The sequence below is a fragment of the Edaphobacter lichenicola genome (genome assembly GCF_014201315.1).
GTDB classification, from domain to species: Bacteria; Acidobacteriota; Terriglobia; order Terriglobales; family Acidobacteriaceae; genus Edaphobacter; species Edaphobacter lichenicola_B.
Genome location: NZ_JACHDY010000001.1, coordinates 931,601 through 958,549 on the forward strand (window position 1 = coordinate 931,601; position 26,949 = coordinate 958,549).

Here is a 26,949-nt window from a genome sequence, read left to right on the forward strand (position 1 = left end):
TAGTTAAGGAAGACTGCTTTGATAATCCGTGACACAAATGGCAAAGCACTGCGTGATACGGCGTTTGACACTAGCCTTGATCTTTGTGACCTGCGCAACGCAGACTTCCGCGGCCAATCCGTGGAGGTTCTTGATCTGTCCGACGCAGATTTAAGAGGAGCTGACTTCACTGACGCCGACCTTTACGGTACTTATCTTTTCAGGGCCAATTGTGAAGGAAGTATCTTTCGGAATTGCCGACTAAGCGGAGTGGTCCTCGATGGTGCCAATCTACGCAGGGCGGACTTCACGGGAGCATATATTTCCTATGACAACATCCTCCATGCATCGTCTCTCCTCGAAGCAGATTTGACTGACGCTCTTCTCGACGGAGCAGATCTGAAGGGATCGCGATACAGCAGCCGGACCATCTTCCCTCACGGATTCGATCCCAAGGCAAATGGCATGATTCAAGTTAGCGAGGAACAAGGATTGGTTGTACCCACAAGTAGCAAGCCAGATCGAGAAAAATAGATGACCCAGACCATCCATCCCATCGACGTCCTCCTCCACAAGCGCGACGGCCGCGTCCTCACCGACGCAGAGATCCAGGCCTTCATCCACGCCCTCGTTCACCGCACTCCGGACAAACAGCTCGTCACCGACGCCCAGATCGCCGCCTTCCTCATGGCCGTCTTCCATCACGGCCTCACCCCGCAAGAGCTCGCCACCCTCACCGCCGCCATGCGCTACTCCGGCGAGACCTTCGACGCCGCGCCCCTCCACAGCTTCACCGTCGACAAGCACTCCACCGGCGGCGTCGGCGACAAGACCTCCCTCCTCATCGCCCCCATCCTCGCCGCCGCAGGCCTCGCCTCGCCAAACCCCGACGGCATCCCCAGCATCTGCGTCCCCATGATCTCTGGCCGCAGCCTCGGCCACACCGGCGGAACCCTCGACAAGCTCGAAACCATCCCCGGCTTCAACACCCAGCTCACCCTCGACCACCTCCTCCTCACGCTCGAAAAGTGCGGCGCAGCCCTCGTCGGACAAACCCCGCATCTCGTCCCCGCCGACCGCATCCTCTACGCCCTCCGCGACCACACCGGCACCGTCGAATCTCCGTACCTCATCTGCGCCAGCATCATGAGCAAAAAACTAGCCGAAGACCTCAACGCCCTGGTCCTCGACGTCAAAACCGGCAGCGGCGCCTTCATGCCCACCTACGACCAGTCAAAGCTCCTCGCCGAACTCATGGTCCAGACCGGCGAAGCCTCCGGCACCCGCACCGTCGCCCTCCTCACCAACCACGACGAGCCCCTCGGCCGCTTCTCCGGCAACTGGATCGAAGTCTGGGAGTGCGTCGACATCCTCCGCGCCACCCGCATCGAGGATCGCCACCCCCTCTCCGCCGACCTCATCCAGCTCTCCAACCTCCTAGCCGGCTGGATGCTTCATCTCGCCGGCAAAGCCGCCACCCCCGAAGAAGGAGCGCGTCTCTCCGACGAGATTCTCCTCAGCGGCGCAGCCTTCAAAGCATGGATCAGAGTCGTAGCCACCCAGTGCGGCGACGTCTCCCTCTTCCACGACCCCGCCGCCCACCACCGATACACCGCCTCGCGCACCCTCACCGCTACACACACCGGATACCTCGCCTCCATGGACTGCAAACAAGTCGGCTGGGCCGTCCAGCGTCTCGGTGCAGGCCGCGCCAAACCCGGCGATCCCGTCAGCGCCCACGCCGGCATCGAGATGCACGCCAAGCTAGGCGACTCGATCAAAGCCGGGCAACCCCTCGTCACCCTCTTCAGCGAAGACCTCTCGCTCCTCGACGAACCCGAGACCATGCTCCTCGACACCCTCCACATCGCCTCCGGCCCGCCCCAACTCCAGCCTCTCCTCCGCGAAGTCATCACCAAGAACACCTGATTCCCAGACCAAAAAGTGGACCCGGAGATCTTCATCGCCGGGTCCTGCTCACACAAAGTACAAACTATTTGAGAGCAATCAGAACATCGCTATTGACGCGTACGGATGCTTCCTGTGCCTGAGCCCTGGCCCACTTCTCCTGCTTCGAAGTCGTCAGGTGGCAGCTCATCGACGAATTCGCTGTGCGAATCTCACTCAGGAAGTACTGGTTCCCGTAGTGGTGAAAGACCAGCTTGTTGTCTGCCGAGACACTGTTATCAGGGACCGTAGTCGCCATCACGGCAATGCCCTTCTCTCGGTCCGAAATGCTCAGAATCCGCGGCGTGTTGCTCTCGTTGCCGATGGTGTAGTTCCCGGCAGGCAGCGTGCGGCCATTGACCGTGAAGTTGAATGGAACGGTTGCCGTGACCTTATGATCCTGGGCCAGAGCACTACCAGCGGTGGCAATACCGGCGGCGACGAAGAGTGCGATTGCAGTAAGGTTTTTCATGACGATCTCCTTTGTGAGATACCTCTCTCAGGTTCCGATTGGTCTCTGGATTTCGTTCTCTCCGGAGCTTGTTGTTACGCCCGGATACATTGCAACCGCATGGCCAAACCGCGCCAAACTCCCGTACATCGGCAGCTCACTTTTATTTGCAACAAGATGGAACCGCAGCGTCCGCCCGCAGGCCGGCGAATCTCACCCACGCTTCAATCTCCCGGTATCCGAATGGTTCCCCGCGGTATCTGATCGGCTCCCGTGTTCCCGCATCGTGTCCTGAATCGTGCCCCGGAATCGCGGTCGCGCAGCCGATTCAGCTACACTCTCCTTCAACGGAGACCCTATGAAACCGCGGCTCCTCGCCATCTCGGGCTCGCTGACCGGAACCGTTCGAGAGCTGAGCGATAGCCCAATCTCGGTTGGCCGACTCGAAGAAAACCAGCTATGCCTCACCGATCCAGCGGTCTCTCGAAGCCACTGCACCATCCAGCCTATCGACGGCCAGAACAACCAGGGCCAGAACAGCCAATATGAACTGGTCGACCTCGACAGCAGAAGCGGCACCTTCGTCAATGGAATGCCCGTCCTGCGCCGATCCCTCGACCACGGCGACACCATCCGCATCGGCAACGCCAGCTTCCTCTACCTCACCCACGAAGACGAAGCAGGCCCTCCCAGAAGGCGCGCAAGCGACCTCTCTGCCAACGCCTCTCTGGAGACAACGCGAGTCGCGCCCCCCATCGAGTTCGGGCGCATGGCCCGCGACCTCACCGCCCTCTTCAGGATCAGCAGCGTCATCAACTCCATCCGCGACTCTCAACTCCTGCAACGCGAGCTCCTGCAACTCATCTTCGAAGTCGTCCCCGCCGACGAAGGAGCGGTCGTTCTCATCACCGATCTCGAAGAGGAAGCATTCGAAACCTGCACCTGGAACCGCCATACCGACTCGCCGTCGAAGATATCCGTTCCAAAAGAACTCGTTCACCGCGCCTTCTGGGAGCGCGCAGCCATTCAGATCGACGCCGATCCAAGCGCCGGCGAGCAGCAGAACATCCTCTGCCAGCCGCTGGTCGCCGTAGAACGAACCATCGGCGTCCTCTATCTCACCTCTCTCCCTCCCGCTCCGCCCTTTGGCGAAGATCACCTCTACTTCCTCGACTCCGCCTCCCGAATCGCAGCCGTGACCCTCGAAAACATCCTCGCCCTCGATTCCCTGCGCTCAGAAAACTCAAAGCTTAAACGCCAGCTCAACACCGCCACCAACCTCGTTGGCGAAAGCCGCCAGATCCGTCAGGTCAGCGACTTCATCTCCCGCGTCGCGCAGAGCGACTCCACCGTACTCATTCGCGGCGAGAGCGGCACCGGCAAAGAGGTCATCGCACGCTCCATTCACCAGAGCAGCCCCAGAAGCGAACTCCCCTTCATCGCCATCAACTGCGCCGCCATCCCCGAGACTCTGCTCGAAAGCGAGCTCTTCGGCCACGAGAAGGGCGCCTACACCGGAGCCCTCGGCATGCGCAAGGGCAAGCTCGAAGCCGCCGAAGACGGAACCCTCTTCCTCGACGAGATCGGCGAACTCGCTCCGCCCATGCAGGCCAAGCTCCTCCGCGTCCTCCAGCAAAGAGAGTTCGAGCGAGTCGGCGGAACGCACTCCGTAGCCTTCAAAGCCCGCGTCCTCGCCGCCACCAACAAAAATCTCGAGCTGGCTATCAAGTCCAACGAGTTTCGCCAGGACCTCTACTACCGTCTCAACGTCGTCTCAATCTCCGTGCCCCCGCTGCGCGAACACTGCGAAGACATTCCTCTGCTGGCCCTCTACTTCGCGTCGAAGTACGCGCAAAAAAACAAGCGCCCCTTCAAAGGCATCTCCTCCGAAGCGCGCTCCCTGCTGCTCGGCTACAGCTGGCCAGGCAACGTCCGCGAACTCGAGAACGCCATCGAGCACGCCATCGTCCTCGGCCTCACCGAAGAGATCCTCGCCGAAGACCTTCCCACCATCATCCTCGAGCAGCAGTCCGCAAAGCTCGCAGGAGGGAAGTACCACGACGTCCTGAACGAATCGAAAAAAGAGATGATCCTCAACGCGCTTCGAGACTCCAAAGGAAGCTACCCCGAAGCCGCGCGCACCCTCGGCATTCACCCCAAGTACCTCCACCGCCTCGCGCGAAACCTGAATCTAAAATCCGAATCTCCGCAATGACCTCGCGAAGTAACGGTTGCCGACCATCGAAGCCAACACCGTCTCAGGAAATCGCTAGGCCCCTCTCCTCGCAACCAGTACACTCAACCAAAGTATTCAAACTGCGTTCATCTCAGCAGCAGGAGCGAAGCCTTTGTCTCGATTCACCGGTCTGCTCGGCCTCATCACCTTCCTCGGCCTCGCCTACGCCTTCTCCACCAACCGCCGAGCCATCCGCTGGCGCACCGTGGCCTGGGGACTCGGCCTGCAGATCTTCTTCGCCTTCCTCGTCATCAAGTGGAACACCGGCCAGCTCATCCTCCACAACATCTCCTCCGTCATCACCTCCCTCCTCGGCCACTCCGTCGACGGCTCCTCCCTCGTCTTCGGCCGCATCGGCACCCCAGGCGACCCGCTCGCCACCCTCGCCTTCGCCGTCCTGCCCACCATCATCTTCGTCAGCGCCTTCTTCGCCATCATGTACCACATTGGCCTCATGCAGCGCATCATCCGCATCGTCGCGTGGATCATGCAGCGAACGATGGGCACAAGCGGCGCGGAAAGTACAAACGTTGCCGCCAGCATCTTCATGGGCCAGACCGAAGCCCCGCTCACCATCCGCCCCTTCCTCGCCGGCGCCACCCGCAGCGAGCTCATGGTCATTATGACCTCCGGCATGGCCCACGTCTCCGGCGGCATCATGGCCGCCTACATCAGCTTCGGCATCAACGCCCAGGACCTCCTCTCCGCCGTCATCATGACCGCCCCCGGCACCATCCTCGTCGCCAAGATGCTCGTACCCGAAACCGAAGTCCCCGCCACCGCCGGCACCGTTCACATGCCCCCCAGCGAGGAGCACAAGAACGAAAACTTCGTCGCCGCCATCGCCCGCGGCACCATCGACGGCGGACAGCTAGCCTTCAACGTAGCCATCATGCTCATCAGCTTCGTCGCCCTCGTCGGCCTCGCCAACGCCATCATGCTCGGCATCTCGAACTTCGCCTGGGCCCACGGCAACATCCCCTTCCCCCACTCCCTCAACGCCGTCCTCGGCGTCGTCGGAGCGCCCATCGCCTGGCTCATCGGCATCCCCTGGCACGACGCCCGCACCATCGGCAACCTCCTCGGCACCCGCACCATGATCAACGAGTTCGTCGCCTTCACCCAGCTCGGCCTCATCAAGTCCGCCCTCGCCCCGCGCACCTTCTCCATCGCCACCTTCGCCCTCTGCGGCTTCGCCAACGTAGGCTCGATCGGCATGCAGATCGGCGGCATCGGAGCCCTCGTCCCCAACCGCCGCAACGATCTCGCCCAGCTTGGCCTCCGCGCCATGCTCGCCGGAACCATGGCCAACCTCATGTCCGCCAGCATCGTCTCCATGCTTATCAAATAAAATCCACGCAAATCCCACGATGCACTAGAATCTCCGCACATCCTGCATCTCTTCCCGCAGCCTTCCCTTTTGAAGAGAACGCAGCGCAGAAGCGCGTTCGAACTGGAGAATCCGCAGCATGGCGTTCCGAAGGAGCAGCAAGAATACCGCCGAGTACAAGCGTCTGGTCCAATCCGAAGAGAACAAAACAACCGGGCTGTTGAACCTGGTAGTCGTCCTCGCTATCGCCGCCGTCGCCTACACTGACTGGATCGTAGTAGCCAATATCTCCCTCGGATATCTCTACGTCCTTCCCATCGCCCTCAGTGCCCTCATCAACCCGCTTCCAGTCACAATCGCACTCGCGATCCTCGGCAGCATCTTGCAGGAGCTCTTTGGTCCCGCCGGCGACAGCCCCCACGTCAGAATCGTCCGCTTCATCGTCAGCCTTACCGGTTTTCTCATCGTCAGTTCCCTCGTCACCCTCATCGCGCACCAACGCGAACGCCTCGCCGCAGAGGTACGCCGCCAACGCGACGAGTACGAGCGCGATCTCACCCTCGCCGCCCAGGTCCAGCGCCGAGTCCTGCCCAGGCCTCCCACCGTCCCCGGGCTCGAACTCGCTGCCGCCATGCAGACCGCGCGCCTGCTCGGTGGCGACTACTACGACTTCTTCACCATCTCCGACGAGATCGTCGATGTCGTCATCGCCGACGTCTCCGGCAAAGGCGCCGCAGCATCTCTCCTCATGCCCTCCCTCGCCGTAGCTCTGCACCTTCGCGCCCGCGAGCTCAGCGGCCCCGCAGCCATCCTCAAGGATCTCGACGAAGTCCTCAAACAGATCACCAACCCCGCCACTTTCGTCACTATGTTCTACGCCCGCCTCAACCCCTCGCTCCGCACCCTCGAGTACGCCAGCGGCGGGCACAACCCACCCCTGCTCCTGCGAACCAGCAAAGACGAATCGTTTCTCCTCGAAGAAGCCGGCCCCATCATGGGCATCCTGCCCGACGCCCAGTTCTCCAACACAATCATCCCCCTCGAACCCGGCGACATCCTCGCCCTCTACACCGACGGCGTCACCGAGCAGGAGAACGAACACGAAGAAGAGTACTCACTCGACCGTCTGACAAAACTCATCCTGAGCAAAAAATCAGAGCCAGCGACCGCGCTCGTAGCCGACATCACCGAAGCCGTCTCCACCTTCGCCGGAACCAAAGAACAGACCGATGACCTCACCCTCGTCATCGCCAAACTCCTCTAACAAACTCCCCGAGTAGATCATCAACTCATACGAAAGCCGTCATCTCGACCGAAGCTGTTCACAGCCTCATCGTGAACAGCGCAGTGGAGAGACCCCCGTATTTGCTGTTGTCTTTGCTGTTGTCTTTGCTGTTGTCTTTGCTGTTGTCTTTGCTGTTGCCTTTGCCTTTGCCTTTGCCTTTGCTGTTGCCGTTGCTGTTGCTGTCATCCTGAACGCAGTGAAGGACCCCGACACCTTCCACCCACCCATACCGTTCGAACCTTTCAACCCAAACACTCCAACGGTTCCCTTTTTTCCCCCCAAGAAAATCGTCATCTCGACCGAAGCGGTTCACAGTCTTATCGTGAACCGCGCAGTGGAGAGACCCCCGCATTTGCTGTTGTCTTTGCTGTTGTCTTTGCTGTTGCCTTTGCCTTTGCAGTTGCTGTTGCTGTCATCCTGAACGCAGTGAAGGATCCCGACACATCCCACCCACCCATACCGTTGGAACCTTCCAACCCAACACCCCAACCGTTCCGCTCTTCCCACAAATCGCATCTCGACCGAAGCTGTTCACAGCCTCATCGTGAACAGCGCAGTGGAGAGACCCCCGCATTTGCTGTTGCCCCGCCCTTCCACAGCGCAGCGAAGGAATCCACACTCCCTCCGCCTCACCCAACCAGCTTCAGATAATCCGGCTCATCCGCAATCGTCTTATACCGGAACTGCCGCACAATCTTCGCCCCTTTTAAAAAGAAGATGCCCTGCATCTGATGTCCATCCTCTTGGATCGCCCCGATCCCATGTTTGAAGATCGCCCCCTTCAACCACCCAATCCACACCGAAGGTTGCAGCAACGTCAGCGCCGGATGCATCCGCGGCAGCGCAAACACAGGAAGCTGGTACACCACCGCCTCCGGATCGCTCACCCGCTCCACATCCCCAATCCCGTAATAATCAAAGAACGGCTTCGCTCGCTCCGGAGTACCCAGGTGCACAAACACCGGCCTCACCCCGCGCCGCGCCAACTCACCACGAATCTCCGCAACATCACTGATCGCCTGCCGGCAGAAAGAGCACCCAAAGTGCCGCAGAAATACCAGCAGCACCGGCGAAGCCTCCACCAGCGCCAGCAGGCTCGCACCCGACTCCGTACGAATCGAAGCCAGCACCCCCGCGACCTCGTCCGTAGAACTCATACCCATCCAACCAACGGCCGCACCCGATCCCCCACTCGCTGAATCGAACCTTCGTGCTGAAACTTTACTCTTCTCATCGTCTCCCGTTTTTTCCTGTCAAGCTCCTGCCCGCGCAAAGAAGAAAATAAATCCGCACGCACCCTCCACAAAACCCACGTCAATCCAGCGTTTCCGCACACTCGCCACGCAAAAAATAAATCCCGAAACCGTGGCGCATCCACCCCCGCCCACTCGATAAACTATTAACAGCGGCCTTCAACGAAACCGAACCGCAGTAGCCTCGCTTCGAATGGCGACCGTAAACCGTTTGAATAGAATACTTTACCAAAAAGTCTCAGACAATCGACACTTTACCCTGAAAAGTCCACCACTAAGCATTTTATTTTGAAGACTTTACACAAAAAGCATACAGGGAGGGGATACCATCCTGTATGTCCGCCCGACCGCCCTTAGGAACGCGAATGACCGAGACCAACAAGACGATCGACCTCTACGGCAAAGCGCAAGCCGCCGCCCACTACATCCGCAGCAAGACCCCACTCCAGCCAGCTCTCGGCATCATCCTCGGCTCCGGTCTCGGCAGCTTCGCCACCCACGTCAAATCCGCCACCCGCATCCCCTACGCCGACATCCCCCACTTCCCTCAGTCCACCGTCCAGGGCCACTCCGGCCACCTCGTCCTCGGCCAGATCGCCGGCGTCCCCGTAGCCGTCATGCAGGGCCGCGTCCACGCCTACGAGGGCTACAGCATGGAGCAGGTCACCTTCCCCACCCGCGTCCTCGGTCTCCTCGGTTGCAAAACCCTCATCGTCACCAACGCCGCCGGCGGCATCCGCACCACCCTTGCGCAGGGCTCCATCGTCGCAATCTCCGACCACATCAACCTCACCGGAACCAACGCAGCCCTCGGCCCCAACGAGCCCCGCTTCACCGTCCTTGGAACCCCAGCCCAGCGCTTCTTCGACATGTCCACCGCCTACTCCCTCCGCCTCCGCACCCTCGCCATCGAAGAGGCCGCCCGCCAGGAGTTTCTCCTCACCGAAGGCGTCTATCTCGCCGTCCTCGGGCCTAGCTTCGAAACCCCCGCCGAGATCCGCGCCTTCCGCACCCTCGGAGCCGATCTCGTCGGCATGTCCACCGTTCACGAGGTCATCGTCGCCCGCCACATGGGCATCGAAGTCCTCGGCCTCTCCCTCGTCACCAACATGGCCGCCGGCGTCCCCGCCTACGGACGCGAAACCGCCGACACCATCGACCACGAAGAGGTCATGGAGACAGGCAAGCGCGTAGAAAGACAGTTCACCTGCCTCCTCACCGCCCTCATCCCCCAAATTGCAGCCCAGCCCGCAACCCTCCAACCCGCAACGACAAACCAATTGTGACCGTTACCGTAGCAATTTCAGCGAATATGTGACCCGGAACGTCACATATTCACCAACAATCCCAAACCACACCTTGACCAGCTCCTAAAGCGCCCCAACCAACTCGGAGTCGTGCTCCCACCCGACGTTCGCCCCAGCCTCCAGCCCCAGCCCTTCATACATCTCCGCCACCACCCCCTGCGCCGTCTCCGAGAGCACAAACCGGTCCCCCCGCTCGACGATCTCCTCCCCAAACCGTATCTTTGCCCGCAGCCCTCGCAGCCCAAGAAATTTGAACATGTGCGACCCAAACTCCATATCGCCCCACCAGCACACATCCTCCCCAACCGTCGCGCCGGCATTCACCACATGCGGATCAAGCGAATACCTCAGCGCCGCAACCCGCAACGCAACCCCACCGTTCAACACCGAGTGAAACAACCCCCGCCGAAACGGCAGCACCTCTGCTCCATCGGTCGTCGTGCCCTCCGGAAAGAACAGCACTGGCAAGCCGCTCCGATAAGCCTCCGCCATCGCAGCATTCACCGCCGGATACGTCTTCGGCCCACCGCCCCGCTCCACATACACCGTCCCCGCCTGCGCCGTCAGCCAGCCCAGCAGCGGCCAGCCCCGCACCTCCTTCTTCGCCACCATCACAAACGGCTGCACCGAGCTATACAGCAGAATATCCAGGTAACTCAGGTGATTCGACACCACCGCCCCGCCCGACGGAACCGCCCCCTCCACCATGCACTCGAACCCCAGCACCCTCACGATCCGTCGGCACCACCCATGAATCCAAACAGCACCCTCAGCCCCAACCCTGGGCCGTCTCATCCAGCAGTCCACCACCGCCGCCACCAGCAGTCCTACAAACAAAAAACTACGCAGCCCCGAACGCAAAAATCGCCACACAGCGATCGCCACATTCACCTCAGCACCCCTCAAGAAATCTCTTCGCCACCCGCGGATGCAGCGTCTGCAGATCCAGCAGCGTCAGAAAATCGATCGTCTTGAAGTCGCGATCGATCGCCGGCTCGCTGCAGATCTTCGCTCCAATCGTCAGATAGGCCCGCAGCAGCTTTGGAGCACGAACCTCCGTCATCTCAACCTTCGCCGCCGGCAATCGAAACGGAGCCGTAGCAACCGTCAACAGCGCCGGCTCCACCATGCAGCCGCGCAGCGACTCATACACCGCATGGCCCATCTCCGCATCCTGCGACGTCAGCGAGCAGCACCCCATCATGTACCGCCCCCCGTTCACCAGCGCATACCGCGCAATCCCCCGCCACAGCAGATGCAGCACCTCCGACGACCGATGCTCCCGATGAATGCACGCCCGGCCCAGCTCCACAATCTGTCCACGCATAGCCTCATACGGCTTGAAGCAAAACTCCTGCTCGCCGTAGTACCCAAAGTACTTCCCGGCCACATCCCCCATCTGCATCCGGTACGTCCCCACAATCGCGCCTGTGCTGCGCTCTTGCACAATCATGTGGTCGCACACATCATCGAAGTGATCCTTGTCGTACCCATCCGCATAGGCCGACTCAAGCCCTTCGTTCATCTCCAGGTTGAACACCAGAAAGCGCAGCCTGTACGCCGCGGCCCGCTCCCCCTCGCTCAACGCCAGCCGCACAACGTAATCTCCAGCCTCCAGTCGAATATCCTTCTTCGACGGCAGCTCCGGAGACACAGCCCTATTCGGAAGAAGTGCGATAGACCGCGACTCAGTCACTGTAAGCATCGACTCTCCTTGCAACATCCAGGATTGTGGTGCGTTCGATGTCAGTCTGCGTCCTCTTCTGTTACAGAATGTTCACGTCAAATGAACATTCGTTGAATCAAAAATGGTGCATCTCCCCCGCCACCTGCTCTCCTTCCCTAAAGGTGTTAGTTCTCAGCGCAGCCACCGCCGCCCGAGCCTCCACCGCCGCCCGCTTCCGGTGCAGCACATCGCTCGAAAACTCCATCGGCTCCTCGGCAAACCGAACCTCCGCCCGCACCCCGCGCAGCCCGAGAAAGGTAAAGACATGCCCCAGCATATTCCGGTCCCCCCAGTAGCAGACGTCATCCGCAACGCTCACACCTGCCCCATTGTCTTCTCGAAGTTCATAGCGAAGACAAGCCGCCGTCACCGGAGCGCCACCATCCATCGCCTGCGCCAGCAGCCCGCTATGAAACTTCAGCAACCCATTTCCATTGCTCGTCGTCCCCTCAGGAAAAAACACCACCGGCAATCCCGCGTCCAGCGCCGCCTGCATCTCCGCCCGCGCCTTCATGGCCGACCCGCCATGCCCCCGCTCAACATAAACCGTCCCCGACATCGTCGTCATCCACCCCACCACCGGCCAGCTCCTGATCTCCGCCTTCGACACAAACACACACGGATGCACCGCCGCAAACACCACGATGTCCAGATAGCTCAGGTGATTCGAGATCACCGCCCCACGCTCAGGAAAACTCCCCGCAACACTAATCTCAATCCCCATCTCCCGCATCGCCGTCGCACAAAAGCGATGCAGCCAATCAGCCCGCGCCTCTCGTGTCGACGGGCGCGTCAGCGCCAACTCCGCACCGAACCTCACAAACATCCCCGCCAGTCGAACGCTCCGCCACGCAGCCCGAAAAAAGTTCACCAGATCGAATCCTCACTCGCCTGAAGCCGCGCTTCTTGAACGAAGCCTCCTCGCGCAGTCTATCCTGTCAGCAGTGCACCCTAACGAATCCAACCTCAGCGTCGACAGCCAAGTCCCCGCATCCGTTCATCACAACTGGCTCTATCGCCGCGTCGCACTCCCCGTCCTCGCGCTCCTTCGCATGGGAGCGTCGCCGGAAAAACTAGCCTGGAGCCTCGCCGTAGGACTGCTCATCGGCATCAACCCCATCCTAGGCAGCACCACCGTCCTCTGCCTCGCCGTAGCCTTCCTCCTGCGCCTCAACATAGCCGCCTCACAGCTAGGCAACCACATCGTCTATCCACTCCAACTCGTCCTCGTCATCCCGTTCATCCGCCTCGCCAGCCGCGTCTTCAACACCGCACCTATGCCCCTCTCGGCAAACGAGCTCCTCCACGCCGCCCGCGAGCGTCCCCTCGCCCTCTCCCGTCAGCTCTGGCTATGGGAGTGGCACGCCTTCATCCTCTGGGCCATCTTCGCCGCGATCGCAATCCCAGTCATCGCACTCGCACTCACCCCATTCCTGCGAAGACTCCTCAAGCGCGTCGAACACCACCAGTACCCGCTTCTCGCATCAACACAACCGGACAACAGCCCTCACTAGTCCGCCCACTTCGAAGGCGGCAGCGGCTCAGCGCTCTTCACCCACGCCGAATAGATCATGTCCCGCAACTCCGTAGCTCCCGCTGCCAGCCTCTCCTCAGCAAAAGCCTTCCCCTCCGGCGTTCCCGCCCCCGCAAACGCACCAGCCTTCTCCAACTGATACGTCTTCTCCACCAGCGAGTTCGTATGCCGCAGATAAGCCATGTAGTCGGTAAACACATCCCCCAGCACCACCGGCTTCTCCGCAATCAAGGGAGCCACCTCTCCCGGCTTCACATTGGCAGACACAAAAGTAGACTCGAACAGCGCATGAATCCTATGCTCCGTCGTATACCCCTTCGGATTCGGCCCCGTCCACCCGTTGTACTGGATCGTCGTATGCAGCGGCTGCGAACCATCCGCAACATAGTGCCCCAGCCATCCCGCCAGAAACACAATCTCGCACTCTGAAGGCTTCGTCTCCTTGTGGTCTTCCTTCAGCTTCCGATAGTCCCGCATCGCACTCTTCAACCGCTCCCAAACTTCAACGGTTACATAAGGCTGCAGCCCCACCTTCTCAGGAGTCAGTGCCAGATCCAGGTGCGACTTCTGTGCAAACTCAAGCGCACGCACATAGTCATAACGCCGCCTCGGCAACTCCCCAATCAGGTCCGCCCACTCCAGATCGATGTAATGTTCCGGAAAACCCGCCGCATTTAGCTCCGGCTCCAGCGGCGACTTCCACCGGTCCGGCTCCGGCCCGTAGTATTCCAGCGCATCCAGCCCCTGCTTCGATCGTAAAAACTCCGGCACGTCCGAAGGCAGCGCAGCCCCTGCCAATCGATTAATCATCATGTGCCCATCCCTGCCCCACGCCAAACTCTGCTGAACCGTCATCACCGGCAGCAAAGCCACTGCTGCCGCAACTCGAACCAAGCCCATCCATCTCGTCATGGGAAAAAAGTATACGTGGCGCGCACTAACAAAAAATGAACAAGCCGAGCAACGCGAGGCCCACAGCACTCACACCAGCAAGTCAAGGTATACAAGTCACGAAGTGACCGCCGCCCGCGCAGGGCGCCCGGCCGGCAGGCCACAAGCTTCTAAACCGTAACCAAAGCCCCCTCCACCGCCACACTCCCAAACACCCGCCGATACCGAGCAATCTCCTCCGCCGGCCCAGTAGCCTTCCGCGCATTATCCGACAGCTTCACCGCCGGCCGACCCTCCACCGTCATCAGCTTGCACACCAGGCTGATCGGATCGAGCCTCGTCTCCCCCCGAGGGTCGCATCCGCGAAAATCGTTCGTCAGCAGCGTCCCCCAGCCGGCGCTGAAGCGTATGCGTCCGTGGAAGTAATGATGCAGCCGAAGAATCTCGACCACGTCCAGCCCATCGGACGCAATCAGCCGTTTTTTGCGTGAATCCCGCCCATGCCGCAGCAGCCACGCGATATATTCATCGCCGGCGACAGACGGATCCTTGCTGTCGCACCGCTGCCCCGTCCAGTCCGCCACCCAATCCGGCGCGCCCTCGAGGAACTGCGTCGTCCCAAACGTATCCGGCAGCATGATCAACAACTCCCCGCCATAGCTCTTCTGCCAAAGCTCCAGCACGTGATACTGCGACTGATGCAAAGCGTCATCGCCGTTCGCCAGGGCCGCCATCGCCATCGGCAGCTCATGCGCATTCGTTCCCATCGCCTCCAGGTCATGCTTGTACGCGAGAAAAGTATTCGAAGTCCCCGACAGGCTCGCCCCCAACGCCGCCCGCATCACCTGGATCACATACTCCTGCCAAAGAAAGCTATGCCGCCGACGCGTCCCAAACTCCGAAATCCTCACCTCAGGAACCCTGCGCAGTAGCTCAATCTTCTCCCAAAGCTTCGTCTTCGCCCGCGCATACAAAACATCCAGCTCCAGCTCGCTCAGGGTACTCAACGCCGCCCGAGTCTTCATCTCACTCACCAGCGCCAGCCCATAGACCTCCCACATCGTCACCTCGGTCCACAACCCCTCAAACCGCACCACAATCTGCCCATCGTGTTCGGTCACCGTGTAATCCGACAGCCGAAAGTCCCTCTCCAGCCACTCCAGAAACGCCGGCTCAAAGATCGACCGCGTCCCATAAAACGTATTTCCCGCCAGCCAGATAATCTCCGACCGCCGAAACCGCAGCCCGCGCACATGCTCCATCTGGTCCACCAGCATCGCCATCGGGACATGCTCCGACAGCCGCACCGACACCGTCCTATTTGTAACCTCCGAAGTCACATGAATCTTCGGAAAGTTCTTCCAGATAAACTGCAACATCAGCAGCTTGTAGAAGTCCGTATCCAGCAGCGACCGTACAATCGGGTCCAACTTCCAGTTATGGTTATGGGCCCGTTCCGCAAAGTTAACGTTCATCCCAACAGTCTCGTCTCCAATTCACTTCAAAGCAACTCTCTTCCCCTTGGCCCGTCCGTTGAGTCGACAAGTGGCCCTGTACATCGAATCGGCAAAGGGTTGATGATGATCTCGCAACCCCGGGCGCAAATCCCGATCTCGCAACTCCAGAAGCTAGCAACTCCTGGCGCAACTCCAGCAATTGCCCAGCCGCAGCTGAAAGCCGCACACCTTCGCAAAGGGAGCTACCACGTGAAGTCTGAACCTCAGGCAACCTCTTCCCCCCGCATCTTCGCCGAACCGGCCGAGCGCGAGTGTCCGGAGTGCCCCTACCTGCGCATCTTCAAATCCACCGTCTACGTCCGCAACCACGACAAGAGCCTCAAGTTCTACGTCGACCAGCTCGGCTTCAGCATCGTCGCCGACGCCCACTTCGACTTCGACGGCCGCTGGGTCGCCATCGCCCCTCCCGACGGCTCCGCTGTCCTCGCCCTCATGGCACCCAAGCCCGGCTCAGAGAACTACAAACTCATCGGCCGCAACACCCAGATCGGATTCATCTCCGAGGACATCAACACCACCTACGAGCTCTGGCGCAACCGCGGCGTCCGCTTCCATCACCCGCCTCAGCAGACCATCTTCGGTGCCACCGTAGCCGGCTTCTACGACATCGACGGCAACTCCTTCGAACTCCTCGGCTCCAACGAGATCAGCCGCGAGATCGAGCGCCAGCGCCTCCACGCCACCGAGAAGATCGAGGCCGACCGCCGCACCGCGCAGGAGTTCGAGATCGCCCGCCGGGTCCAGGCCCGCCTCTTCCCCCAAACCCTCCCCCCGCTCGAAACCCTCGACTACGCCGGCATCTGCATCCAGGCCCGCCACGTCGGCGGCGACTACTACGACTTCCTCTCCCTCGGCCACGGACGCCTCGGCCTCGTCATCGGCGACATCGCCGGCAAAGGCATCGCCGGCGCGCTCCTCATGGCAAACCTCCAGGCCAACCTTCGCAGCCAGTTCAGCCTCGCCCGCGACGAGCCCCACAGCTTCCTGCAATCGGTCAACCGCCTCTTCTTCCAGAACACCATCGACAGCGCCTACGCTACGGTCTTCTTCGCCGACTATGAAGACAGCACCCGCCTCCTCCGCTACGCCAACTGCGGCCACCTCTGCGCCATCGTCCTCCGTCACAACGGCGACGTCGAACGCCTCCACTCCACCGCCACCGTCCTCGGCCTCTTCGAAGAGTGGCACTCCCCCATCGTCGAGTGTCCGCTCGCCCCAGGAGACCTCTTCACCCTCTACACCGACGGCGTCACCGAATCCTTCAACGAGTCCGAAGAGGAGTTCGGCGAAGACCGCCTCATCGCCGCCCTCGAGCGCCACTCCAAGCTCCCGCCCCAGGCCCTTCTCTCCGCCATCGTCGACGAGATCAAGCTGTTCAGCCCCCAAGAGCAACACGACGACATCACCCTCATCGTCGCAAAGTGCACCCCAGCAAAACTAAAGCAACAACCCACCCGACCAAAGGGAAGACCGAGGCAGTCCATCCCACCCAGAAAAGGTATACCCGTCACGAAGTGACCGCCCGAACCGGGGGTCCCCGCAAACTGGTCTTCGTTTGCGGGGTGGCCTAGCGCAGCGGGCCCGTCCGGCAGGACACCGACAGAGAGCCCTAAAAAATAAAATGACAAGCACGCTTGACAATTATTTCTCTTTATGTCAAGCTTAGTTGTCTTTATGGAAGGGACTCTTGTCATGACCTGCATTCCGAAGTCAAAAGCCGAACTCCGCTACCTCTACCGCCTCGCTCCCACGATGCTTGCTTATGTGGTCTGCCTCGTTATTGCCAAAAGGACGTTCCATCACCACCACCCCACCGGCCTCGCCGCCTACCTTCTCGCAGTACTCCCTGCATTGCCTCTGGTTGGCTCACTCGTTATCGTCGGCCTCTACATCGCCGAAGAGTCCGACGAGTTCCAACGCTCCATCCTCATTCAGTCGATGCTCTGGGGTCTCGGCGGCGCTCTTTCGGTCGGCACCATCTGGGGCTTTCTCGAAGACTTCGCCAACGCGCCCCATATCTCCATCTTTTATGTCTATGTCGTCTTCTGGATCTTCATGGGACTCTCCCAGCCGTTCGTACGAATGAGATACCGCTGAAAGAAACACTGTCAGCGATCGCAACCGACGCTGCAAAGATCAGTCAGCCTAATCCACCTCAGGAAAAGCCAATGAAGAACCGCCTCCGCGTCCTTCGCGCCGAACGCAACTGGAGTCAGGCCGATCTAGCCGAACGACTCGAAGTCTCCCGGCAATCCGTCAACGCGATCGAGACCGGCAAGTTTGATCCAAGCCTTCCACTCGCCTTCAAACTCGCTCGCCTCTTCAACAGCCCCATCGAAACCATCTTCACCGACGAAGAATAAGCCCTCACAAGCCGTCCCGCCCATGCATCTGCTCATGACATCTGTCACCTCACTTCAGTGACGCGAGCCACTAACAACCGGGCAATAAACCCGGCACACTAAGAATCGTTCGAAGGAGCTCAGCCATGACCTTATCCCGCACAACCTACCGCCTCGTCATCCTCCTCCTGATCCTGGCTGGCATCCTCTTGCTGAGAAAACCAGTCTTCAGCCAGGCCATCACGGCCGCACCCACCCGCTTCTCCGTCGTCATCGAAGGCGTCGCCCCCGGCAAAGGCCCCGACGTCCTCCTCATCCCCGGCCTCGCCAGCTCCCGAGACGTCTACGCCGCCGAAGCAAAACTTCTCACCGCAGCCTATCGACTCCACCTCATACAGATCGCAGGCTTCGCTGGCGAACCCTCCGGCCCCAACGCCACCGGCCCCATCCTCTCCCCAGTAGTCGAGCAGCTCCACCAGTACCTCGTCATCAACCACCTCCAGCCCATCCCCGTCATCGGACACTCCATGGGCGGCCTTCTAGCCCTCATGCTCGCCCAGTCCCATCCCGAGGACGTCAGCAAGCTCCTCATCGTCGACACCCTCCCCTTCTACGGTCTCGTCTTCAACCCCGCCGCCACCGTAGAAAACGTCGCACCCCAGGCCCAGGCCATGCACGACCAGTTCATCGCCACGCCGAACGATCAGTTCGCCGCATCCTCGCCCACCTACACCAACCGCCTCGTCAAAGATCCCGAAGGCCAGCGCCTGGTCACTGCCTCTTCCCTCGCCTCCGACCGCACCGTCTTCGCCAACGCTATGCTCGAAGACCTGGGCACCGACCTCCGCCCCCAGCTCGCCACCATCAAAACGCCGATGACGCTTCTCTATCCCTATGAAACCGCGGAAGGCCCAGCCGACCAGGTCACAACCCTCTACACCACCGCCTACGCCACCAAACCCAACCTGAAGATCCTCCGCATCGACGACTCGCGCCACTTCATCATGTATGACCAACCCGCCGCCTTCGACAAAGCCGTCCAGACCTTCCTCAAACCCTAAAGAGATTCCCACCCGACCAAAGGGAGGACCAAGGCCGCTCCTGTCACCCAGAAAAGGTAGACATGTCACGAAGTGACCGCCCTCCGCGCAGGAGGCCCGTCCGGCAGGACACACGCATCTCATGAAATTCCCATGAAAACCAGCGTTATTCCTAGTTAAAGTTGATATTCTGTAAAGGCCATGCCTACAAAAAAAGAACTCCTAGCCCGCCCCATTCAGCACCTCGACATCAAGCAGCACAACGTAGTTCCTCTGGTCGACGCGATGTCCCAGATGGCCTACTCCGCGCGTGACACCGCCCGCGCCGCCAACATCTACGACATGATGCTCCGCGACACCGACTGCGGCGTCATCCTCTGCCTCGCCGGCTCCCTCATCTCCGCCGGGCTTCAAAAAATATTTGTCGACCTCATCCGCAACAACATGGTCGATGCAGTCGTCTCCACCGGCGCCAACATCGTCGATCAGGACTTCTTCGAGGCCCTCGGCTTCAACCACTATGTCGCCGGCGACGAGTACAAGTACGGCGCAGGCGATGCCGAACTCCGCGAGCTCATGATCGACCGCATCTACGACACCTTCATCGACGAAGAAGAGCTTCGCCAGTGCGACGAGATCACCCACCAGATCACCAACTCCCTCGAGCCCAGGCCGCACAGCTCCCGCGAGTTCATCCGCGAGATGGGAGCCTACCTCAGCAAAAACGGCAAGACCCCGCAGGCCGGCGGACGCGACTCCATTGTCCTCGCCGCCTACGAGAAGAACGTCCCCATCTTCTGTCCCGCCTTCTCCGACTGCTCCGCCGGCTTCGGCCTCGTCGCCCATCAGCACGCCCGCCAAGGCAAGCCCATGGTCTCCATCGACTCCGCCAAGGACTTCTACGAGATCACCCAGCTCAAGATCGCCAATCCCACCACCGGCCTCCTCATGATCGGCGGCGGCGTGCCCAAGAACTTCGCCCAGGACATCGTCGTAGCCGCCGACATCCTCGGCGTCGAAGCCTCCATGCACAAATACGCCATCCAGATCACCGTAGCCGACGCCAGAGACGGCGCCCTCTCCGGGTCTACGCTCAAAGAAGCGTCCAGCTGGGGAAAAGTCGACCTCACCTACGAGCAGATGGTCTTCTCCGAAGCCACCCTCGCCCTGCCCCTGATTACCGGTTATGCCTTCCATAAGAACGCCCAAGCTTCCCGAAAAGGGAAAAAATGGACCAGCGTTCTCGATCAGGTAGCCGTAATCGCCTAACCCCTATAAAACCCATAAAAAGCCGCCTTTTCCCCCGAAAAGGCGGCTTCTTCATGTCAATTATCGGCCTAAGTGCTTTGCCTCCAATGTTGTCATCTGTGATAACCCACCGACGTGTTATTCCCACTACAACTTAGTTTCTGTCATCCTCAGCGTGAAATCCGATTTCTTACGCTGACGGACAGGGGTTCCTGAAATCTCCAGCCGAGCCCTCATCCAAAGTGCGCTTTAACACGTACGTGCTATAAAGCTTCCAACGGTTACCAAATAAAGTTACCGACAAGTAGCATAAGAGTTACCATAGGTCACCGGCAAAAATGCACATCCTTCCTCTACTTGGCTATCTCTCGCTCCTGACTACCTCCGCAGTTTTGCTTATCGCCTTTTTGCGCGTTCAACGTAACTGCCGCGAGATGACCGACCAGCTGAACCAGGCCCGCGAGCAGCAACATCAGCACACCCTTCAACTCACCCATCGCTCCGAGCTCGACACCCTCAAAGACGAGTTCATCTCCACCGTCTCGCACGAGCTCCGCACTCCCCTTACCAGCATCCGCGGCGCACTCGGCCTTCTCTCCTCCGGCATCATCGGCGACGTCGACGCCAAAGCTCTCAACCTCCTTCGCATCGCAGTCACCAACACCGACCGCCTCATCCGCCTCATCAACGACATCCTCGACCTCGAGCGCATGGAGTCCGGCCGCGCCCCGCTGCAGATTCGCCGCTGCTCCCTGCGCGATCTCGCCCAGCAGGCCATCGACACCATGACCGCCATGGCCGACGCCAACACCGTTCATCTTGCGCTCGAACCGTCCACCGTCGCCCAGGTCGCCTATCCCGAAGCCCTCTTCTTCGACGGCGACGCCGACCGCATCCTCCAGGTCCTCACCAATCTCCTCTCGAACGCGATCAAGTTCTCCCCCGCCGCTTCTACGGTCCGCATCCACACCGAAGCCGCCTCCGACTCCATCCTCCTCAAGGTCGTCGACGAAGGCCGCGGTATCCCCGCCGACAAGCTCGACACCATCTTTGACCGCTTCCAGCAGATCGAACCCTCCGACGCCCGCCAGAAAGGCGGCACCGGCCTCGGCCTCGCCATCTGCCGCAGCATCGTCCAGCAGCACTCGGGCTCCATCTGGGCTCAGCGCAACCTCGGCCCCGGCACCACGCTCTACATGATGCTTCCCCGCACCACCCGCGCCACCGACGTCGCCGTTCCCTCCCAGCTCCCCCCGCGCGGCGAAGGCGCCATCCTGGTCTGCGACGACGACGCCGGCATCCGCACCGTAGTAGCCGAGCACCTCACCCGCCAGGGCTACACCGTCGTCGAAGCCAGCTCCGGCGAACAGGCCCTCATCCTCGCCGCCGAGCATCACGTCGAAGCCATCCTCCTCGATCTCTACATGCCCGGCCTCAGCGGTTGGGAGACCCTTCAGCGTCTCCGCAACAACCCCATCACCGCCAACATCCCCGTCGTTGTGCTCAGCGTTCTGTCCTCCACCCTCCGTCCCCAGCTCACCGGCGACGCGCAGGGCTGGGTCCAGAAACCCTTCAACGAAAACCTCCTCTTCGCGGAACTAGGTCGCGTGTTGCATCAGGGGGAAGGCCCAGCCTATGTCCTCCTCGTCGAAGACGACGAAGACCTCGCCAGCGTCCTCACCGCCAGCTTCCAAGACGCGGCAGTCCACGTCGATCACGCCGCCACCCGCCAGCAGGCCATCCGCCAGTGCATCACGCGCCCGCCAGACCTCCTCATCCTCGACCTCACCCTGCCCGACGGCGACGGCTTCTCCCTCGTCGAGTGGCTCCGCCAGCAGCCCACCCTGCGCACCATGCCACTGGTCGTCTACTCCGGCCGCGAGATGTCCGAGACCGAGATGGCCAAGCTCCGCCTCGGCCCCACCGAGTTCCTCACCAAGGCCAAGGTCCAGCCGCAGGAGGTCGAAGAACTCGTCCTCTCCATGGTCCACCGCCTCCGCACCAAGTTCGCCGACCTCGCCACCGCAGGTCCAGCCGCCTAGCAACTCAACACCCCGCAAGCGAAGCCACGAAGACAACTCCACGAACTCCCATCGCATGAGAGAATAAAACTCGCTCATGCGACGCATTCTCATAATCGACGACGAAGATGACATTCGCGAGGTAGCCGCGCTATCCCTGGAAGCAACCGCAGGCTGGGAGATCCTCACGGCCAGCTCCGGCGCAGAAGGCATCGACATCGCCTCAGCCGAGCAGCCCGACGCCATCCTCATGGACGTCATGATGCCCGGCGTAGACGGCCCCACCACCTTCGCCAGAATGCAGCAGACTCCCGCCATCTCCCGCATCCCCGTCCTCCTGCTCACCGCCAAGGTTCAGGGCGTCGATCAGCGGCGCTTCGCCGGACTAGGCCTCGCAGGAATCCTCTTCAAGCCCTTCGATCCCCTCACCCTCGCCGACCAGATCTCCACCGCCCTCGGCTGGGCCGACTAACGCCCGTCTCTAACAAGAAGCCCCACCCCCCACTCAAGCCTCTGCTGTCATCCGCATTCAGCCTTTCGCTGTGTCATCCGCGCTCAAGCCTTTGCCGTCATCCTGAGCGCAGCGAAGGATCCCGACGAACCTGACCCACCCTGACCACCTAGTCCCTTTCACCCACCCATTACCTCCGTGTCATGAGGCAACATCAGGCCATGACATTCGCTCCTCCCAGCCGCACAATCCGCAGTAAACTACCCGCATGCTTTGTTCACCGAGCCGCACTCGATCTTTCCCCGAAGCTCCCCACCAAAGCCCTCCCGCATGAAAAAAGCTGACCAGATCGACAACGTCCTCGCCAGCCTCTGGAAGAAGAACCTTCCAACCCTGCGCGAACGTCTCGACCTGCTCGACCGCACCGCCTCCCTCGCCGCCTCCGGCACCCTCCCCGAAGAACCCCGCCTCGAGGCCTATAGCATCGCCCACAAGCTCACCGGCTCTCTCGGCATGTTCGGCTATCAGCAAGGCACCGACATCGCCCGCAAGATCGAGCACATCCTGAAATCTCCCACCCCTGCTGAGCTCACCACCCTCGCCGCGCTCGCAAAAGATCTCCGCACCTCTCTCTCCGCCGGCCTTTAGAGAATGTCCTGCCGGACGGGCGCCCTGCGCGGGCGGCGGTCACTTCGTGACGCGTGTACCGGTCCTGGTGGAACGAACGCCATAGGTCCTCCCGTTGGTCGGAAAAGAAGATAGCTCGCGACCAACGGGAGCGCCAACCGAAGGGGTATACAAGTCACGAAGTGACCGCCGCCCGCGCAGGGCGCCCGTCCGGCAGGACAACCCAATCAATTACAAGCCAGCGCCATCCACATCCCCGAAGCCGTCCCACTCGCACCCGTCACCGTAAAGTCCACAAAGTTCCCCGCCGCCACCGTCACATTGCCCTCCTGCGTACACGACGCGCCCGGCGCGACCGAACAAGCCAGCGACGTATTCGCCATACTCCCCGGCGTCCCCTGCCGCAAAATCACATTCACGGTATTCGTCGTCTCACGCGAAAACACACTCAACTGCGTAGCCGTGCACCCCGCCGGAACCCAGGTCAATACAGCGTCAGTCTCCGTCGCCGCATCCGCCGAACTATTCACCGAATGAAACAGCAGATTGAACGAGACCGAGTGATAGATCGAAGAAAACGGTATCCCACTCGTCCCCGCTCCACCGCCACTGCCGCCCGTCCCATTCGCCCCCGCGGCTCCCTGCGGAATCGTAAAATTCAACACCGCGGCATTTGCACTCCCAACATTGGTCACGCTCGCCTGCGTTCCCGCCGCGCCGGTCGTCACCGTTCCCACGCTCACCGTAGCCGCCGCACCAGCCGGCCCCGTGGCCCCCGCGCTTCCATCCTGTGCCAGCACCCCCCACACCGCCGGCGAGAGATCCGGCTCCGCACCAACCGACCCGGTAGCCGCCAGGTACGTCGCCCCACCAAAGCTGACCACATCGTTGGCATGGTAGGTAGCCGCAACCCCCCATGGCCCGCGAAACGTCACACCCACTGCCCCCGCCGGCCCAGCCGGACCCGCCACACCCTGCGGCCCCTGCACTCCCGTCGTCCCCTGTGCGCCGGTCGCCCCGGCAGGTCCCGTCGCGCCAGCCGCACCCTGCGCCGCCAACAAACTCCACACCGAAGGGTTTACATTAGGAGCATTCCCTAAATTACTAGAAATAAAGGAGATATAACTCGACCCAAGATAGCTCACCGCATCGTTCAACCCATAGTTTGTACTTGAAGAGTAGGCTCCCCGATAGACCATCCCCGCTGGCCCCGCAACTCCAGCCGGTCCCGCAGCACCCTGTGGCCCCGCCGGTCCCGTAGCCCCAGTCAAACCCGCCGGGCCTGCAGAACCCGTAGCTCCGGTAGGCCCTGCAACACCCTGAGGCCCCGGAAACCCAGTCGCGCCCTGCAGACCGGTAGCGCCCGTAGCCCCCGCAGGCCCCTGCGCCCCAGCCTGAGCCAACAATCCCCAATAGCTGGGACTCAGATCCGGCTCTCTTCCGACATTCGCCACTAGCGCAATGTAACTCGACCCACCAAAGCTCACCGCGCTTCCGACCGGGTAGCTGGTCCCCACCAGCCATCCGCCCACAAAGCTCACCGGAGGCCCCTGCGGACCCACCGCACCATTGGCCCCCGCAGGCCCAGTCGCACCTGCCGGCCCCACTGACCCAGCCGCACCAGCCGGCCCAGCAACGCCCTGTGCCGTCAGCACCGCCCACTGCCCCGGACTCAGCGAAGGTGTATTCCCAACATTCCCCCCCACCAGCGAAACATAGGTCGATCCATTGAAGCTCACCGCATCATGCAGCGCATAGTTCGTCGACGACAGATAGTTCCCCGTATAGTTCGCCACCGGAGGCCCCTGCGGCCCCGTAGCGCCCGTAGCCCCCTGAGGCCCCGCCGCTCCCGCAACCCCAGCCGGACCCGGCAAACCCGCCGGGCCCGCGGGACCCTGCGCTCCCGTAGCGCCCGTCGAACCCGTAGCGAACAAAGACCACTGCGCCGGGCTCAAGCTCGGAGTATTCCCAATATTCCCCGCCACCAGCGAAACATAAGCCGACCCGCCAAACACCACGCCATCCGCCAGCCCATAGTTCACCGCAGACGAATAAGTCCCCCGAAACGTCATCCCCACCGGTCCAGCAGGCCCCTGCGGACCCATCGGCCCACCTAATCCCTGCGCCCCCGTAGCTCCCGTCAAACCCTGCGCCCCAGCCTGCCCAGAAATCCCCTGCAACCCCTGAGGACCCGGTGGCCCATTCGGCCCCACGGACCCCGGCAATCCCTGCGCCCCCGCAATCCCCTGCGGTCCCTGCGCTCCCGTAGTCCCCGCCGGTCCCTGCGCGGTCAAAACTCCCCACTGCCCCGGACTCGCACTCGGAGTATTGCCATGATTCCCATTCAGCAGCGAAGCATAGCTCGCTCCCTGCCACAGCACCACATCCCCCAGCGCATAGTTCGTCGTCGAAGCATACGCCCCCTGATAAACCAACCCCGGCAGCCCCGGAGCACCGGCAGCCCCTGCAGCTCCCGTCGGCCCCGCAGCCCCGATAGGTCCAGCCGGCCCGGTCGACCCCTGCAACCCCTGCACCCCAGCAGGCCCCGCCGGTCCCTGAATCCCCACCGCCCCCAGCGCCAGCACCCCCCACTGCCCCGGACTCAACCCCGGAGTATTCCCATGATTCGCCACAATCAGCGAAACATAACTCGACCCCTGATACGTCACCACATCATTCAGCGCATAGTTCGTAGCCCCGGCATACGTCCCCTGGTAAGCCAACCCAACCGCTCCACCGCTGCCACCCGAACCCGTCCCTGCCTGCGCCAGCACCGCCCACTGCGCCGTGAGCCCCGGCGTATTCCCCCGGTTCCCTCCCGTCAGCGAGACAAAACTCGACCCCGAATAAGTCACCACATCATGCAGCGCATAGGTCGAACCCGCCGCATACGCCCCCTGAAAGCTCAACCCCGGCGCACCCGCAGGCCCAGCCGGTCCAGTAGCCCCTGCAGCTCCAGTCGGACCCGCAGGCCCTGCAGGTCCAGTAGCTCCTGTAGCCCCAGTAGCTCCCCCCGAAGCCAGCGCCACATCCAGCACCGCCGCATGCCCCGTCAGGTCGTTCTCTTTGCTGTCGAACTGCACCACCGCCGTCCCCGCCGTCAGCGCCACTCCATTGTTGGTCGCCGGAGCACTCACCCATCCCTGCACCAGCCCCGTCACATCCACCACCACATAAGCCCCGGCCTGCCCCACCGCCACCGTCTTCACCGCACTCCCCAGCGCCGGCAGCGTCCCATACGTCACGCTGTACTCCCCCCAGCTCCCATTCACCGGCTGCACACTCACCGAACCCGCCGTATCCATCCGATTACAATAGAGCCGCAGCGTAGCCCGCGACACCTGCGCCGCCGTAGTCCCCGCCGGCAGCATCGAAAGATCAAACTGCAGCAGCGCCGTATACCCGCCGCCCACATTCAGATTCGAGATCGCCCCGCTATTGACCGCCGGCCGCGCGCTGTTCACATGAGCGTCCGCCACCAGCGTCGTCTCCACCGCAGACGCGGGCAAAGCCGCAGCCCAAAGCCTCGCAAGCCCCAACCCATACAGAAGAATCCGTCGTACCTGGCCCATCCAACCCCTCATGGACAGGCCCGCGACGCACCTTCGCGCCAAACAAGACCAGCCATCGTTTCCACGATCAAAACTCAACAGCGCACGTCGAAGCCGGCTAGAAAGCGGCCCAGCAGTGTTACAAATCAAAACACACAACCCGGATCATTCCCGTTTTAGGCTAACCGCACCCAAAACACAAGCACCTTCAAC

General features: G+C 61.4%; 24 protein-coding genes. 15 read left to right on the forward strand and 9 right to left on the reverse strand.

The genetic code is table 11. The features are described 5' to 3' along the window. The first annotated feature begins 18 nt into the window (after window positions 1-18). Window positions 19-513 (forward strand): pentapeptide repeat-containing protein, encoded by a 495-nt coding sequence (locus HDF09_RS03880; RefSeq protein ID WP_183761689.1) that lies wholly within the window; start codon window positions 19-21, stop codon window positions 511-513. Then, window positions 514-1,908, forward strand: coding sequence for a thymidine phosphorylase (locus HDF09_RS03885; RefSeq protein ID WP_183761692.1), 1,395 nt, complete (start codon window positions 514-516; stop codon window positions 1,906-1,908). Window positions 1,909-1,972: 64 nt separating this feature from the next. Here HDF09_RS03885 and HDF09_RS03890 read toward each other — a convergent pair whose 3' ends face one another. After that, window positions 1,973-2,398, reverse strand: a complete 426-nt coding sequence (locus HDF09_RS03890) for a hypothetical protein (RefSeq protein WP_183761695.1) — start codon at window positions 2,396-2,398, stop codon at window positions 1,973-1,975. Window positions 2,399-2,735: 337 nt separating this feature from the next. Here HDF09_RS03890 and HDF09_RS03895 point away from each other — a divergent pair, with 337 nt between their 5' ends. The 3 genes from HDF09_RS03895 to HDF09_RS03905 all read left to right on the forward strand — a co-directional run bounded on the left by HDF09_RS03895 (window position 2,736) and on the right by HDF09_RS03905 (window position 7,207). Further along, window positions 2,736-4,592, forward strand: a complete 1,857-nt coding sequence (locus HDF09_RS03895; protein ID WP_183761698.1) for a sigma 54-interacting transcriptional regulator — start codon at window positions 2,736-2,738, stop codon at window positions 4,590-4,592. 133 nt (window positions 4,593-4,725) lie between these two features. After that, window positions 4,726-5,964 (forward strand): NupC/NupG family nucleoside CNT transporter, encoded by a 1,239-nt coding sequence (locus tag HDF09_RS03900; protein WP_183761701.1) that lies wholly within the window; start codon window positions 4,726-4,728, stop codon window positions 5,962-5,964. 118 nt (window positions 5,965-6,082) lie between these two features. Then, window positions 6,083-7,207, forward strand: coding sequence for a PP2C family protein-serine/threonine phosphatase (locus HDF09_RS03905; protein WP_183761704.1), 1,125 nt, complete (start codon window positions 6,083-6,085; stop codon window positions 7,205-7,207). Window positions 7,208-7,265: 58 nt separating this feature from the next. Here HDF09_RS03905 and HDF09_RS03910 read toward each other — a convergent pair whose 3' ends face one another. Next, window positions 7,266-7,448, reverse strand: a complete 183-nt coding sequence (locus tag HDF09_RS03910) for a hypothetical protein (protein ID WP_183761707.1) — start codon at window positions 7,446-7,448, stop codon at window positions 7,266-7,268. A 409-nt stretch (window positions 7,449-7,857) separates the two neighbouring features. Continuing rightward, the gene (locus tag HDF09_RS03915; RefSeq protein ID WP_183761710.1) at window positions 7,858-8,385 is read right to left on the reverse strand and encodes a thioredoxin domain-containing protein; all 528 of its coding nucleotides are present in this window, start codon (window positions 8,383-8,385) and stop codon (window positions 7,858-7,860) included. A gap of 461 nt (window positions 8,386-8,846) precedes the next feature. Between HDF09_RS03915 and HDF09_RS03920 the strand changes: the two genes are divergently transcribed. Then, window positions 8,847-9,767 carry a purine-nucleoside phosphorylase gene (locus tag HDF09_RS03920; protein WP_183761713.1) on the forward strand — a complete coding sequence of 307 codons (921 nt, stop codon included), beginning with the start codon at window positions 8,847-8,849 and terminating at the stop codon, window positions 9,765-9,767. Between the two features lie 84 nt (window positions 9,768-9,851). Here the strand turns inward: HDF09_RS03920 and HDF09_RS03925 are convergent, their stop codons facing one another. The 3 genes from HDF09_RS03925 to HDF09_RS03935 all read right to left on the reverse strand — a co-directional run bounded on the left by HDF09_RS03925 (window position 9,852) and on the right by HDF09_RS03935 (window position 12,385). Continuing rightward, on the reverse strand, window positions 9,852-10,694 hold the full coding sequence (locus tag HDF09_RS03925; RefSeq protein ID WP_183761716.1) for a lysophospholipid acyltransferase family protein: 843 nt from the start codon (window positions 10,692-10,694) through the stop codon (window positions 9,852-9,854). After that, window positions 10,681-11,493, reverse strand: a complete 813-nt coding sequence (locus HDF09_RS03930; protein WP_183761718.1) for a GNAT family N-acetyltransferase — start codon at window positions 11,491-11,493, stop codon at window positions 10,681-10,683. Before HDF09_RS03930 ends, HDF09_RS03925 begins: the two co-directional genes overlap by 14 nt. Window positions 11,494-11,590: 97 nt before the next feature. Continuing rightward, on the reverse strand, window positions 11,591-12,385 hold the full coding sequence (locus HDF09_RS03935) for a lysophospholipid acyltransferase family protein (RefSeq protein ID WP_183761720.1): 795 nt from the start codon (window positions 12,383-12,385) through the stop codon (window positions 11,591-11,593). A 73-nt stretch (window positions 12,386-12,458) separates the two neighbouring features. Here HDF09_RS03935 and HDF09_RS03940 point away from each other — a divergent pair, with 73 nt between their 5' ends. Continuing rightward, entirely contained in the window at window positions 12,459-13,028 is a 570-nt protein-coding gene (locus HDF09_RS03940; protein WP_311718606.1) for a DUF2062 domain-containing protein, read from the forward strand. On the opposite strand, the gene HDF09_RS03945 is transcribed toward HDF09_RS03940, so the two are convergent. After that, window positions 13,025-13,948 carry a S1/P1 nuclease gene (locus HDF09_RS03945; RefSeq protein ID WP_183761723.1) on the reverse strand — a complete coding sequence of 308 codons (924 nt, stop codon included), beginning with the start codon at window positions 13,946-13,948 and terminating at the stop codon, window positions 13,025-13,027. The genes HDF09_RS03940 and HDF09_RS03945 overlap by 4 nt on opposite strands. 161 nt (window positions 13,949-14,109) lie before the next feature. Continuing rightward, window positions 14,110-15,414, reverse strand: a complete 1,305-nt coding sequence (gene pncB, locus HDF09_RS03950; protein WP_183761726.1) for a nicotinate phosphoribosyltransferase — start codon at window positions 15,412-15,414, stop codon at window positions 14,110-14,112. 231 nt (window positions 15,415-15,645) lie between these two features. Here pncB and HDF09_RS03955 point away from each other — a divergent pair, with 231 nt between their 5' ends. From HDF09_RS03955 to HDF09_RS03990, 8 genes are all read left to right on the forward strand, one after another. Then, complete coding sequence (locus tag HDF09_RS03955; protein ID WP_311718608.1) at window positions 15,646-16,974, forward strand: SpoIIE family protein phosphatase; 1,329 nt, start codon at window positions 15,646-15,648, stop codon at window positions 16,972-16,974. Window positions 16,975-17,148: 174 nt separating this feature from the next. Beyond that, the gene (locus HDF09_RS03960) at window positions 17,149-17,553 is read left to right on the forward strand and encodes a hypothetical protein (protein ID WP_183761729.1); all 405 of its coding nucleotides are present in this window, start codon (window positions 17,149-17,151) and stop codon (window positions 17,551-17,553) included. A gap of 71 nt (window positions 17,554-17,624) precedes the next feature. After that, window positions 17,625-17,819, forward strand: coding sequence for a helix-turn-helix transcriptional regulator (locus HDF09_RS03965; RefSeq protein WP_183761732.1), 195 nt, complete (start codon window positions 17,625-17,627; stop codon window positions 17,817-17,819). Between the two features lie 125 nt (window positions 17,820-17,944). After that, window positions 17,945-18,859: an alpha/beta fold hydrolase gene (locus HDF09_RS03970; RefSeq protein WP_183761735.1), complete on the forward strand. Its 915-nt coding sequence runs from the start codon at window positions 17,945-17,947 to the stop codon at window positions 18,857-18,859. Window positions 18,860-19,039: 180 nt separating this feature from the next. Further along, a complete protein-coding gene (locus HDF09_RS03975) occupies window positions 19,040-20,107 on the forward strand; it encodes a 1,9-bis(guanidino)-5-aza-nonane synthase (RefSeq protein WP_183761738.1) in 1,068 nt (355 codons plus the stop codon). Between the two features lie 317 nt (window positions 20,108-20,424). Continuing rightward, on the forward strand, window positions 20,425-22,128 hold the full coding sequence (locus HDF09_RS03980; protein ID WP_183761741.1) for a response regulator: 1,704 nt from the start codon (window positions 20,425-20,427) through the stop codon (window positions 22,126-22,128). A 76-nt stretch (window positions 22,129-22,204) separates the two neighbouring features. Further along, window positions 22,205-22,579 (forward strand): response regulator, encoded by a 375-nt coding sequence (locus tag HDF09_RS03985; RefSeq protein ID WP_183761744.1) that lies wholly within the window; start codon window positions 22,205-22,207, stop codon window positions 22,577-22,579. A 309-nt stretch (window positions 22,580-22,888) separates the two neighbouring features. Further along, entirely contained in the window at window positions 22,889-23,206 is a 318-nt protein-coding gene (locus tag HDF09_RS03990; RefSeq protein ID WP_183761747.1) for an Hpt domain-containing protein, read from the forward strand. A gap of 206 nt (window positions 23,207-23,412) precedes the next feature. On the opposite strand, the gene HDF09_RS21085 is transcribed toward HDF09_RS03990, so the two are convergent. Continuing rightward, complete coding sequence (locus HDF09_RS21085) at window positions 23,413-26,757, reverse strand: DNRLRE domain-containing protein (protein ID WP_183761750.1); 3,345 nt, start codon at window positions 26,755-26,757, stop codon at window positions 23,413-23,415. Window positions 26,758-26,949 lie beyond the last annotated feature (192 nt).

What these genes read in the sequence shown, in the direction of transcription:
- HDF09_RS03895 (WP_183761698.1), top strand. Translation starts at nt 2,736, where the DNA reads ATGAAACCGCGGCTCCTCGCCATCTCGGGCTCGCTGACCGGAACCGTT.
- HDF09_RS03980 (WP_183761741.1), top strand. Translation starts at nt 20,425, where the DNA reads ATGCACATCCTTCCTCTACTTGGCTATCTCTCGCTCCTGACTACCTCC.
- HDF09_RS03975 (WP_183761738.1), top strand. Translation starts at nt 19,040, where the DNA reads ATGCCTACAAAAAAAGAACTCCTAGCCCGCCCCATTCAGCACCTCGAC.
- HDF09_RS03945 (WP_183761723.1), bottom strand. Translation starts at nt 13,948, where the DNA reads ATGGGCTTGGTTCGAGTTGCGGCAGCAGTGGCTTTGCTGCCGGTGATG.
- HDF09_RS03890 (WP_183761695.1), bottom strand. Translation starts at nt 2,398, where the DNA reads ATGAAAAACCTTACTGCAATCGCACTCTTCGTCGCCGCCGGTATTGCC.
- HDF09_RS21085 (WP_183761750.1), bottom strand. Translation starts at nt 26,757, where the DNA reads ATGGGCCAGGTACGACGGATTCTTCTGTATGGGTTGGGGCTTGCGAGG.
- HDF09_RS03915 (WP_183761710.1), bottom strand. Translation starts at nt 8,385, where the DNA reads ATGAGTTCTACGGACGAGGTCGCGGGGGTGCTGGCTTCGATTCGTACG.
- HDF09_RS03965 (WP_183761732.1), top strand. Translation starts at nt 17,625, where the DNA reads ATGAAGAACCGCCTCCGCGTCCTTCGCGCCGAACGCAACTGGAGTCAG.
- HDF09_RS03920 (WP_183761713.1), top strand. Translation starts at nt 8,847, where the DNA reads ATGACCGAGACCAACAAGACGATCGACCTCTACGGCAAAGCGCAAGCC.
- HDF09_RS03985 (WP_183761744.1), top strand. Translation starts at nt 22,205, where the DNA reads ATGCGACGCATTCTCATAATCGACGACGAAGATGACATTCGCGAGGTA.
- HDF09_RS03885 (WP_183761692.1), top strand. Translation starts at nt 514, where the DNA reads ATGACCCAGACCATCCATCCCATCGACGTCCTCCTCCACAAGCGCGAC.
- HDF09_RS03960 (WP_183761729.1), top strand. Translation starts at nt 17,149, where the DNA reads ATGACCTGCATTCCGAAGTCAAAAGCCGAACTCCGCTACCTCTACCGC.
- HDF09_RS03990 (WP_183761747.1), top strand. Translation starts at nt 22,889, where the DNA reads ATGAAAAAAGCTGACCAGATCGACAACGTCCTCGCCAGCCTCTGGAAG.
- HDF09_RS03970 (WP_183761735.1), top strand. Translation starts at nt 17,945, where the DNA reads ATGACCTTATCCCGCACAACCTACCGCCTCGTCATCCTCCTCCTGATC.
- pncB (WP_183761726.1), bottom strand. Translation starts at nt 15,414, where the DNA reads ATGAACGTTAACTTTGCGGAACGGGCCCATAACCATAACTGGAAGTTG.
- HDF09_RS03905 (WP_183761704.1), top strand. Translation starts at nt 6,083, where the DNA reads ATGGCGTTCCGAAGGAGCAGCAAGAATACCGCCGAGTACAAGCGTCTG.
- HDF09_RS03930 (WP_183761718.1), bottom strand. Translation starts at nt 11,493, where the DNA reads ATGCTTACAGTGACTGAGTCGCGGTCTATCGCACTTCTTCCGAATAGG.